The sequence below is a fragment of the Undibacterium sp. RuRC25W genome (assembly GCF_049339825.1).
Taxonomy (GTDB): domain Bacteria; phylum Pseudomonadota; class Gammaproteobacteria; order Burkholderiales; family Burkholderiaceae_D; genus Undibacterium.
Genome location: NZ_JBMPPD010000059.1, coordinates 1 through 11929 on the forward strand (window position 1 = coordinate 1; position 11929 = coordinate 11929).

The window sequence follows — 11929 nt, forward strand, 5'->3', positions numbered from 1 at the left end:
CGCAATTCGTTCCCATTGATCATCTCTCAACATCAGTCGCAGCATCGTTTCATTCTTTAAAATCTAGAATGTAAACACACTTCGGGAAAAGTTAACAGCTTTTTATATGTCAACACGCCCTAATTTATCACTATTGATAATTGTTATTAATAATCAACTCCACTCAGTTGAACCACACCAAGTTGATCACCACTAAGGTATCATAAGTGATCATCCATAAATGCTGTCACCGCGCAACGAGCGCAGGTGAGATTCATTTTTTATAAAATCAAACTGGTACGACGATGCTGCCACGTTATTCTGCATTAATTTCGGTATCTTTTTTGGTCATGTTGAGTGCTTGTGACCGTTTAGGGATTGCTGATCCAGCCAAAGAAGCCGCGCAAAAAGAGTCGGATGCGCGGGCGACTGGTAGCGCATGCCGGCATGCCGGACGCGCGATTGAAGATTGCTATGCCTTAAATCCCGATGCCGCTAGAGCCTCGATTTTTGCTGGCTGGAAAGAAATGAACGACTATATGCGTGAAAACAAAATAGAAGTCGTCAAACCTGAATTGCCGCCCCGTACGGAGTCGGAGGCTGACGATGCCAGTGCGTCAGCATCAGCTTCGGCATCGGAGTCAGCTTCGGCTTCTGCCTCGGCTAAATCAAAAAAATAAACCCAGATGCCATTCCATGTACGCACCATGCGAGAAGCCGATCTGGCGGCGGTTTACGCCGTTCAGGTCCTTGCCTATGATGATATGGTGGAAAGTCTCGACGTCCTGCGTTCGCGCTTGCTGACGGCGCCGGATACGGCATGGGTCGCGGAGAACAGAGACGGCATCGGCGCTTACTTGGTCGCTTATCCTTCGCAGCGAGGTAAAATTTCGCCCTTAGGTAGCGATTTTGAGTTAGCTCCCGTGGCCAACGCGTTATACATTCATGATTTGGCAGTCGCGCCAAGAATGGCCGGACGAGGTGTGGCTGGCGCTTTAGTACAACAAGCGTTGTCCTATGCGTTAAGCCAGCAGCTTGCGTATGTTTGTCTGGTTTCCGTTCAGGATAGCCTTGTATTCTGGAATAAGCTGGGTTTTGCGGAGGACCAAGAACTCAGTTCGGAACAGGCGTCCATGCTGCTGACCTATTCCGGACCGGCTTACTATTGCACGAAAAACTTATAAACCGTCAGGAAAATTTTTTGGCGTTATTCAGCGCTCTTAGACTTATCAGAATTCGCTGATTGCTCATCTTGATCAGCCTTCTTGCCAGCATGGTGTATTTTTTTATAAATCACTTTTTTGCTGCCGCCTTCGCAAACCCCCACGACCCGTAAGCTGCTTTTAGTGTCTTTGGAAACGACGTTGAGTGAATAGTCCGTTACTTCTTTATGTTCCAGTTTGGTGTTGATTTTATTCATGATGTTGTCACAAGAGGTGACTGCGGCCCAACCCGAAGTCGCGCTTAACATCAAACTTAATCCCATGTTCGTTATTAATACTCGCTTATACATGTTGTCTTCTCCTTTTCAGTGGATGGTTTGCTGCTGTTCAAACTGACTGACATCGGCGTTTAAGCCTTTTGAACTGAACATCGTTGGCAACCGGAGCATGTCGCAAATTGAATGGGCTGCTCCCGCATCGTCGACAATCAGCTTTTTGGTGTTACCACGATGTGCTGTGAGTGATGCTGCAGGGCGTACCCTGCTGGTACTAGAAATAGACGAAAAAAATGCTTATTAGAAAGAAAAAAAGTGTCTGATCATGGTACTTTCTCATTTGTTGGTGATCAACATGAACCGAACAACCTCTTTGATGCGAGGATATTGTTTAAAAGCTTGTACGATCTCAATCTTTGAGTAATATTTTCTTAGCAGTGTTTTCATGTCCCGTTTTTATTGCGGCGAATAAATAAAGAGATTGTTTGTAAACATACTGGTATTTCTATTAATTGACAATTTATCTAATAAAATAAATTTCTTTATGGGAATATGTGTTGTGTATTTTACTTCGTTTGATGGAAATAAATAGTAATGATGAGATTTGCTGCATCACATGCCAGTCGCATTGCCAAGACGCTAGTGATTTGTCTTATTGCTGCAATATTGCTGGCAGCAGGTGCTTTTATCTGGACTCTCAGGGTCCAGGAAATTCACAAATGGGAAAAACAAACCGAGACCTTTAGTATTGTGCTGGCAGAAAATACCAGCCAGCAAATGGATTTTGGTTACACAGCGTTGTCCAATATTGCCGACCGCATTGAGGACCACTGGAGTGTCAGTGCTGACTATTTGTCAAAGCAGCTCGGTACCAACGATTTTCATCAGTTTCTGAAAGAAAAGGTCGCCCTATTCCCTGCGATTGAAGTGATTTCCGTTCTGGATGTGGACGGTAATGTGATCAGCACGTCGCGCGATTTTCCAGCGCCGACGTACAACCTCGGAGAGCGCGATTATTTTCAGGTTCAACGTAATAACGTCACACAAAAAGTGTATTTGAGCAACCCAGTGCGTAGCAAAACAACAGGGCACTGGCTCTTTTTTCTTAGCCACCGTTTGACCGGTAGTGATGGCGAATTTATTGGCGCGGTCATTCTTGGTATTTCTCCGGATTTTTATTCACGGTTTTATAAAAAACTGAGTTCAGATGGTCATGCTGCGATCAGTCTGATGCGTGATGACTTTACATATCTTGCGCAGTGGCCTGAACGAAAAGAAGAAATCGGACATGCAGATTTGACCGGCAGTGCTTATCGTCTTGTGAAAGAGATGAATCAACGATCTGGGGTATTAATTACTAACGGTGCTGCGTCGTCCGGACAATATGATGCGCCCAAACGTATGGAGGCGATACAAACGCTCGACAAATATCCATTGATTCTTAATTTTTCGATTGACGAGGACCTATACCTCGCTGACTGGTGGAAAATGAGTACCGCGGTTGTCATTGTTGCACTCTCCGCCACGGCGGTTCTGGCGGCTTCCTTTCGCATCCTGATTCGCTTATTTTTACTACGCGAGAGGGATATGCGAGTGATGACGGAACTCAAACGCGAAGCGGACCTGATTAACCGCAATCAAGCAGGTTTGTTGAATAGTTTGACGGAGCAACAAAGTGCATTGAAAGAGTCTTCTGATCGGTTACAAGCGATTTTTCAAAATGCCGTGGATGGCATTGTCATGATTGATGAAAGCGGGACGATCGAGGCGTTGAATCCAGCGGCGGCCTTAATTTACCGCTACTCAGAAGCAGAAGTGATCGGCAAAAATAACCAGTTATTATCACCACAAGGGCAGCCAGGACTAATGGAGCTGGTGATGACCAGACGCGAGTTTTTAAAGACAGGTCGTTTGCGTTTGGAAATAGAACGCGTCCGTAAAGGTGGGGATTTGTTTCCTGCAGAATTAGCAATCAGCGAATATTTCCTCGCCGGTAAACGCAAACTTATCGTCTTTGTCAGAGATATTTCAGAGCGCCGGAAAATTGAACGGATGAAGAATGAATTTATTTCGACGGTTAGCCATGAATTACGCACACCGCTGACCGCCATCCGTGGTGCGCTGGGGCTATTAATCGGAGGTGCGATGGGGGTGTTGCCCGAGAAGATATTGCCCTTGATGTCGATGGCACATAAAAATAGTATTAGTCTGACGCGCCTTATTAATGATTTACTCGATATTCAAAAAATCGAAGCCGGAAAAATGGACTTTATGATAGAGCGACTTAATCTCTATCAGTTACTGCAATCGGCGGTGCAAAGTAATCAAGGGTTAGCAACAGAGTTAGCAGTGACGGTCAGTGTGATTGATGAAAATCACATTGCCAAGTCGCATGCAATTCAGGTCGATCAGGGACGTTTTCAGCAAGTGATGGCGAATTTGATTTCGAATGCATGTAAATATTCACCCGAGGGTGGTGCCGTTACTTTGTCTACCAGTTTGTTACCGAATGATCAAATCAGAGTGGCAGTCGCCGATCAGGGAATTGGTGTGCCGGATAACTTCAAGGACCGCATTTTCCAGAAATTTTCTCAGGCTGACTCCTCAGATACGCGAGCTAAAGGAGGAACCGGGCTGGGGCTGGCGATTTCTAAAGTGATTATTCAGCAAATGCAAGGTGAAATCGGCTTTTATAACCGTTCTGCTGAAGAGAGTGGTGGCGCGGTTTTTTATCTGGATTTACCGCTGGCGGTGACTAAAGATCTTGCTTAACTCTACATATCAAACATCTGCGAAAATCTTTGCCTACGATGCAAACATGCCGGCGCAACATGGAGATGGGTTTGCTGCGGTGTCGCCACTGTTGGGTTAGATTAATCCTAGATCTCGTGATTTGACGCCGCTAAATACGGTATTGATTTGTTGGTTATTGAGGCCGTAAATACGACTGAACAAACCACCAAGCACCGCGCGATACTCATTTAACACCGGAAAATCGCGGTTTTGAAACAACTGCCCAGCATTAACTTTTGTTTGCTCGCCAACGATTTGCCCACCTTTCGTACCACCGCCGAGCACCCAGTAAACGCTGCCGTGACCGTGGTCAGTGCCTCGCTTGCCGTTTTCTCGGAAAGTACGACCAAACTCACTGATGACCACCACAGTCGTGTTTTGCCAGGCGTCACCCATTTCATTTTTATAGGTAGCAAGTCCGCGTCCGAGTTCTTCAAACTTGCCTGCCAGTGCACCTTTGGCACCGCCTTGGTCGACGTGCGTATCCCAGCCCCCGACGTCAATAAAGCCAAGGCTGTATTTTTCACGCATCATTTTGGCAATGCGCTTGGCTTCAAGGGTAAAGCCTTTGGTGGTAATGGCGTCGCGATTGGCCGCATTCATTTCGTCCTGCATTTCCATTGCAATATCCTGCCGCACCGCAAACCCTTCGCTCACCTGCTGCGCTAGACCTGTTTTGCCATACATTTTTTGAATGATATCGCTCTGGCGTGTATCCACGCTGGATTTGGATAGGCTGCGTAAAGAGGTGTTGCCAACGCTGGCCGTACCTTGCATTGAAATAGGTAACTGATCGGTGAATGCCATTGCTGGAACGCCTTTGCCATCGTTGATGACAGTTGCCAGACGATTCATAAAACCCGAATGATAGTTCCGTGAGGTATTGAGTGGTTGTCCAAGTTCTATCGTATCCTGCGTCTCAAAATGGCTGCGCGTAAGATCATCTGTGCCAGCAAATGGGATGAACGCGACCTCGCCATTTTTATACATCGGATAAATCGACTCTCGTAATGCAGGATGCAGGCCCCAGTCGGCATTGAGCTCAAGCGCTGATTGTGGATTGTCGCTGGGGCGAGCAATCGCAATGTTCGGTCGTGACTCGTAATAAAAACTACTAGATGTCGGTATCAATAGGTTGCACGCATCATAGCCACCGCGCAAAAACACCAGCAAGAAGCGATTCTGCGTTGCTGGTGCCGCCAGTGCATTGCTGCAATAGCCTGTCGCAGGCAAAACGCTCATCGCCAATAGAGATTTGAGTAGGTCACGGCGGTGCATGATGTTTCCTTCTGGCGGGCAAAATGAGTGATTAACGTCGCATCATTTCAGGTGAGGCGAGGAAGAAAATATTCCATTCGTTGGGAGATTTGGCTTGTTTTAAGGCATTGCGAGTTTCTGGACTGAATGTCCCGCTCATGGTCTTTGCATACATCGAGCTTGCCAACGCGGGTGCCGGTGGTTTATCCGTCAACGTCATATTGTCGACTTTGAACAAACCTGGTGTTCCAAACGCCATAGCGCGGGCAATATCAAAGCGTACATTCATTTGCCCAGGGCTGGCCCAAGCACTTTCGTCCATCGCATAGCCATCCGGTGTCGGATGACCGTTGAATGGTTGTCCCATCATATTGAGCCAATTGAGCATTGGGCCAGTATTTACAATATAGCTGCCATCGTAGGCGAGTCGGACGACACTGACGGCGTAATGCAAGGGGTCTTTGAACTTATGACCAAGCGAGGCAATAAATTCCGGTGAGTCAAACATGGTTCTCAGCGTTACTGGGATGTTTCCATCGCTTTGTAGAAAGCTGTTGGCCATGCTTTGTATCAGTGCATCGGATGGATTATCAGACACAAAATAGGTCGCCAGTTTTTTGCTGATGTAATGCGCCGTCGCTGGTTGGCGGGTTAGCATGTTCAATACATCTTCCATTTCATTCAGACCACGTCCATGAATAGTGTTTCCTAGAAACTGTTTGTCACCAAAATCATGACGTTGCGGGTTAAATTCAAACAGCCCCCGACGTAAATACAAGTGGCTGAGTTCGGGTTTGATTTTTGGAGGCGTGCCCGACAGGTTGACGCCGATACCGGTCAGTACACGCGCAAGTTCCTGTACATCTTTCTGAGAGTAGCCACTGTTGACACCCATGGTGTGCAATTCCATGATTTCGCGCGCATAGTTCTCATTGATATGGCCAAAGGCGTTATATTCGTTGTCGAGATAGCGCTGCATAGCGGGGTGATAGGCCGTCGCGCGCAGTAAATCGCGGAAGTTGCCAAGCGCATTCGGACGAATCGCATTTTCTTCAAAATCACCCAATATCGCCCGGATATTGTGTTTGCCGCTATGAATATTGAAGTGATTCATCCAGAACCAGGTCATTTGCTCTTGTAACTGGTTCGGTGAATAAATATCGCGCAACAAGGAGCGGGTCGCGGACTCGCGGTAGAGGCGGTTTAATTCCTGCTGATATGCTTTTCGCAGACTGTCATCAACACCTTTTTGCTGGTCTGCCTCGATCCGTTGTGCCTCCAATTTATGGATTAATTCTTCCATCGACAATTGGGTAATCGTCATGCTGTTGATCTGCGCCTGAATGACGTTGGGTACCACGCTACCGCGCGCGCGCAGTTGCTGATCCAGATAGCGGTCCATATTCACCGATTGCAATTGTTGATCGGATGTGAAATTGCTACCAAAAGTCAGGCGGTTTAATAACTGGCTTGGATTGACATTGGCTTTAGACAGCGTGTTGCCGATTGGAGGCAATGTCTTAACGTAATCATTCCTAGAATCTGGCCGTGTAGAAGACGAGCCGCACGCACTCAGTAGGCAAATCAGCGCGGCACCAGCAAGCCGTTGTATTGATAGAGAGCTAAACATGGACAGTCTGTACTCCGGTCACATTCAAAGCATATGAGGATACAACGAATCACCCTGAAAAGAGATGACCGCGACAGACCGTGGCTATGTATTTTTTTGTATATGAGCTCAACATGAGCAGAAAATTCAGATGTCGTTACTATCGTCGCTCTGACTATCATCCAGTGCAGAGGTCTGATCTTGGGCCTGATCAAAGTAACCAGAGATCAACCCGCTATCGCCTTGGCCACTGGCAGCAGTATTCAAATTGTCACCCGATAAGTTGTTATTCAAATTTGAATTAAACCGCTGATGTTCGTTACCGCCCATCATATGGCTGATTCCTTCGTACAAGAACGCACCCGCTGCAACGCCAGCTGCTGTCGAGGCAACGGTACCCAGAACGCTGCCGGTATTGCCACCAAAAAATCCTGACGAAGCAGGTTGCGCATATTGCACCGGTTGCATTGGCGCGCTCGCAACCGTAGGGTAAGCTGCTAAAGGTACACCCGTGACCGAGGTCGCACCGGACGGGTAGTCGCTCGTGTTACGGGCTGGTGGCACATTGAGTGCTCTGCTCGGCGCGCTATTACCCCAGCCGCTGACGGCAGGGTCAAGGAAATTGGAGGATGTGCCAGATTGATTTGCAGTCAGTGCGGCATTTAATGCTTTTTGTTCACGTAAATCAGCCTGCAAACTAGCAATCTGGCTATTCGCATTTGCCATTGCTTGATCCAGCAGTAGCGCGCGCTGCACTAACAAGTAACTTGCGTCGGCTTGCTTGCTGATGGCCGCATTGATCATTTGCAAGGCCAGCGGATCTTTATTAACGCCTTGAACCTGCACCAGTTGATCTAGAAAATTTTGCAATATCTGGATTTCTTGCGGTGACATCATTTTCTCCTGAGGTAAACATGACGGTTCCTATCTGGTCACGCTCTATCAAATTTCAATGCTTGTCCCGACAACATATTGAGTCAACATCTGTTCAGTGCTCTCTAAGTGCCAGTCTGTACTGAATGGCTTGAGCAACGTTGGGGGAAATGATTGGGACTGTTGGGGGCATTTTGTCGAACTGGTCTAGTTAATGTCTCAATATTGTTAACACAGGACAGGAAAGGAACGGTATTGCATGCGCATATTCAAACTGAACCAGTATCGGAAACTTTACTTCAGCGATGCGTTTGAAATTATCTGTATTGAAAGCATTTCATGTAAATGAAAAATATATCATTGATAACATTTCTATCTCGATAGCAATGTAAATGAGTTCATAAATTTATTTAGATCGGCTTAGAAAGTCGCTTGGGAGACGATTGATATCAGCACCAAATATGAGCGATATCGATATCAAAGTGATTTTGATAAGATCAACTTCATTCCTTCCCAGGGATTTTTTATGACAGTTTCGGTTATCGGGACTGTTATCTTTTTTATAAAAACATTAAATAAATGTTAATTTTAGGCTGAAATTAAGTTAAAGATCCCTTTTCACACAAAAAATGGCTTTTAAAAATAAAAGTATTAAACAAAACTAAATTGTTGATGCGATTAATTTTAGCGTACTAAGATTTATTAATATTTATACAAACTTCAGTTTAAGTTGATCAATATTTATCATCATTAGCGATAAGAAAAGTTGATTGCATACGTATGTCCGAAGAGTCTTCGTTATTTCGTCGTGAGGTGACTGCAGCACAAAGTCAGCAATGGATGGGCGCGATACGTTTAGCTCAGCCGATCTCTGCTTGGCTCATCGCTCTTGTTGCAGCGTTCATTACGATGGCACTCGTTAGCTTCATTTATTTCGGTAGCATGACGAAGAAAGCACGTATTACAGGCATCACCTCCCCCGAAGGTGGCAGCATCAGTCTAATGGTGACCAATGCCGGTGTCATCAAACACCAACTAGTTAAAGAAGGTGACGCGGTACGTGCCGGCCAGACTTTATTTGAGCTGGTGACAGAACACAATAATGGTCAAGGTGAATTGTCTGAGCTAGTTGCACAACAGCTGCAAGCCCGTCAACAAAGTCTCGAAACCGAACAACGTCAACGCCTTCAGCAAACAAATGAAAAGAAGCAGGCGATCCAATTACACCTACGTAATCTGGAAACTGAGGCAACACAGCTTGATCAAGAAATCACTCTTGCAGAGCGTCGCCATAATTTAGCGCAAGAAAGTCTGAGTAAATTTCAACGCCTGCAAACGAGTGGGTATGTGTCAGAGGCGCAGACACAACAAAAGCAAGAAGACCTCATCGATATCGATACGCGTTTGTCTTCGCTTCAACGCAATAAACTACAACTGACAGCTAATCAATTAGCACTTAAAGCTGAATACGCGGATTTAACCAACAGTCTTGCCAATGATCAGGCGCAACTTGACCGTAGCCTTGCTAGTCTTCAGCAAGAAATGGTGGAGAACAGCAACCGTAAAGCGAACTTCATTACAGCACCGGAAGCCGGCATCGTCACGACGATTAATTTTCAGCCCGGGCAATCTATTGCCGCCGGTCAAAGCCTCGCTACGTTGATTCCTCATCAAGCACAGCTCGAAGCGCAATTGTATGCGCCAAGTCATTCTGCAGGGTTTGTCAGTCCTGGACAAACGGTCTTGATTCGTTATCAGGCCTTTCCTTATCAAAAATTTGGTCTGCAAAAAGGCACAGTCATCGATGTCAGTAAAACCCCTTTTGCGCCGAGTGAATTACCTCCCAATTTGGCAAGCACGATCCTTAGTAATGCCCAACAGAACATTCAAGGATTTAACAGTAATGAGGCGCTATACAGAATTAAGGTAAAGCTGGATAAACAGAACATTGAAGCGTATGGACAAATTCAGGCATTGAAACCAGGCATGACCTTAGAGGCTGATGTCTTGCAAGACAGTAGAAAAATCTGGGAATGGGTGTTAGAGCCGGTACTAGCAGTAGCTAACAGAACGACCTGAAATTTAGCAAAGAAGATCAATAAAAATCAAGAGAGTAAAGAATTCGAACACTGAGCAGAAAAGCAAGTGCCATTCTGCTCAGGTCGAAAAACCGTTCAAGGTGGTCAAGACCGAGAACGGTGGTAGTACAGTTTATTCACATAGGGTGAATGGGCTTAATTTAACATATTTATGGTTAGGAAATATCATGAAGATGATTACAGATTTGGCAGTTTTAGAAGCAGTTAGTGGTGGCGTGGCTGTTGAGGATTATGAACAATTGCAATTGCAATTGGATGAAGGTGGTGGTGGTGGCGGTGGAGGCGGAGGCGGTAGTTACGCTCTATCTAGTTCGGATGCAGCTGCGTTATATAGTAATTCTGGATATGGCAGTACTGGCAGTCCAAATACAGTAACAATATCCGGAAGTATTGGACCAATCAGCGCATCTGTAACTGTTAACCCGGGGGCTTTGACGGGATGCGTAATTGCCAGTCAAGCAATTGGCGCAACGGCAGGTGTTCTAACAGAAAATCCGATTGTTTACCGTGTTACAAGTATGGGATTGAGTTCGCTATGCAATAGTGGTGCTGGATCAATTAAAACTAGCTTTAAATACAACAATTTGCCTTAAATATTTTACACAAAGTTAGTACTGAATTAGTTAATGTGATATTTAGATTTATCACAAATTGATTTGTTGGTAAGCCATTAGATGATGGCTCATTTATCGTTATTTAATGGCTTACTTTCTATAAAAATTATTGGCTGCTTAAAATGAAAATTAATAGAAGTGAGTTTTTATCTAACAAGAAAACAGTTTTATGGTTTTCTTTTTTAATCTTTATTGCGTTAGTTTTATTTTTAATTTGCAGTTTCGAAGTCATTTCATTTAACTATTTACTGGTTTATTTTTCAGCATTGCCGACATACATTATTTTTATTTTTAACGATGAAGGATTTTACCGTCAAAAAAAATTTTTTAATGACCATAAAATTAAATTAATAATTCTTTGTGTTATTTCATTATTTAGTTGTGTGTTTTTTCATTACCCTTTGCTAAGTTGGCCGTTTGTCTTTATTTCTCTAGAATTTTTTCTATTATTTTTTTATGGTATGTAGAACACCTATGATAAAAAATAAAACAACGTTCAACGGTCTATTATTTTTTGCATTATTTTTAACAGTAATAGCAACTCAAAAATACGCATATGCAAATGATACGCAATACCCACTTTTCAAAGTTTCAAAAGATGGAGTTTCATTTTGGCTTGTTGGTTCCATGCATACTGGTAACAAAGAAATAATCAATGACGAAAAATTAAATTCAATCATTGATGCGGGAATTGGTGTTTGTCTTGAATACAATCCTAACGATCGCGAAGGCAATAGCAAGGTTGGGAAAGTTGTATATTACAATCCACCAAATATTACTCTTGAAAAACGCCTAGACTCTGATCTTTACAAAGCAGTAAGTAAAATTTTTTTACAACTTTTTTCTTCGAATTCAGATTTTGAAGATATGTCGCCATATTCAGTAGCTAATCTATTAGAAAATATTAATTTATATAATAAAGTGGGATTAGATTCATTCACAAGTTCTCAATCAATCGATCACTACATCGTAAATCGGGCAAAAACGTCAAATATTAAAATATTAGGCCTAGAAAAAACTGAACAACTTTCCGAAAGATTCTTGGCAATAACAGAGGACGAGTGGAATATTTATGTAAAAGGTTATCTTGAAATGTTCTTTTGTGAATTATGCTCCAAAAATTATTTTGGCCATATACGATCTGAGCTTCCCTCGATAATTAGTTCACCATCAGGTGAATGTCATGCAGCGAGATTCTCTTGATTTTGTTTCTTCATCCAGTCTTCCAGATATTGAACGGGAGAGCGGTAACCTAATGTCGAATGCT

At 44.2% G+C, this 11929-nt stretch carries 10 protein-coding genes; 6 read left to right on the forward strand and 4 right to left on the reverse strand.

Annotated features, from left to right (window positions below; all coding sequences use genetic code 11):
* The first annotated feature begins 284 nt into the window (after positions 1–284).
* Positions 285–659 (forward strand): hypothetical protein, encoded by a 375-nt coding sequence (locus tag ACO0KV_RS18020; protein WP_423044492.1) that lies wholly within the window; start codon positions 285–287, stop codon positions 657–659.
* A 6-nt stretch (positions 660–665) separates the two neighbouring features.
* Positions 666–1163, forward strand: coding sequence for a GNAT family N-acetyltransferase (locus tag ACO0KV_RS18025; protein WP_423044494.1), 498 nt, complete (start codon positions 666–668; stop codon positions 1161–1163).
* A gap of 23 nt (positions 1164–1186) precedes the next feature.
* Here the strand turns inward: ACO0KV_RS18025 and ACO0KV_RS18030 are convergent, their stop codons facing one another.
* Positions 1187–1492, reverse strand: a complete 306-nt coding sequence (locus ACO0KV_RS18030; RefSeq protein WP_423044496.1) for a DUF1161 domain-containing protein — start codon at positions 1490–1492, stop codon at positions 1187–1189.
* A gap of 519 nt (positions 1493–2011) precedes the next feature.
* Here ACO0KV_RS18030 and ACO0KV_RS18035 point away from each other — a divergent pair.
* Positions 2012–4189, forward strand: a complete 2178-nt coding sequence (locus ACO0KV_RS18035; RefSeq protein ID WP_423044498.1) for an ATP-binding protein — start codon at positions 2012–2014, stop codon at positions 4187–4189.
* A gap of 96 nt (positions 4190–4285) precedes the next feature.
* On the opposite strand, the gene ACO0KV_RS18040 is transcribed toward ACO0KV_RS18035, so the two are convergent.
* The 3 genes from ACO0KV_RS18040 to ACO0KV_RS18050 all read right to left on the reverse strand — a co-directional run bounded on the left by ACO0KV_RS18040 (position 4286) and on the right by ACO0KV_RS18050 (position 7973).
* Complete coding sequence (locus ACO0KV_RS18040) at positions 4286–5488, reverse strand: DUF1501 domain-containing protein (protein ID WP_423044500.1); 1203 nt, start codon at positions 5486–5488, stop codon at positions 4286–4288.
* A gap of 31 nt (positions 5489–5519) precedes the next feature.
* Complete coding sequence (locus ACO0KV_RS18045; RefSeq protein ID WP_423044502.1) at positions 5520–7097, reverse strand: DUF1800 domain-containing protein; 1578 nt, start codon at positions 7095–7097, stop codon at positions 5520–5522.
* A gap of 126 nt (positions 7098–7223) precedes the next feature.
* Positions 7224–7973: a DUF2076 domain-containing protein gene (locus tag ACO0KV_RS18050; RefSeq protein ID WP_423044504.1), complete on the reverse strand. Its 750-nt coding sequence runs from the start codon at positions 7971–7973 to the stop codon at positions 7224–7226.
* Positions 7974–8729: 756 nt separating this feature from the next.
* Here ACO0KV_RS18050 and ACO0KV_RS18055 point away from each other — a divergent pair.
* The 3 genes from ACO0KV_RS18055 (at position 8730) to ACO0KV_RS18065 (ending at position 11865) form a co-directional block, all read left to right on the forward strand.
* The gene (locus ACO0KV_RS18055) at positions 8730–10028 is read left to right on the forward strand and encodes an HlyD family secretion protein (RefSeq protein ID WP_423044506.1); all 1299 of its coding nucleotides are present in this window, start codon (positions 8730–8732) and stop codon (positions 10026–10028) included.
* A 187-nt stretch (positions 10029–10215) separates the two neighbouring features.
* Positions 10216–10641 (forward strand): hypothetical protein, encoded by a 426-nt coding sequence (locus ACO0KV_RS18060; RefSeq protein WP_423044508.1) that lies wholly within the window; start codon positions 10216–10218, stop codon positions 10639–10641.
* Positions 10642–11136: 495 nt separating this feature from the next.
* Positions 11137–11865 carry a TraB/GumN family protein gene (locus ACO0KV_RS18065; protein WP_423044510.1) on the forward strand — a complete coding sequence of 243 codons (729 nt, stop codon included), beginning with the start codon at positions 11137–11139 and terminating at the stop codon, positions 11863–11865.
* Positions 11866–11929 lie beyond the last annotated feature (64 nt).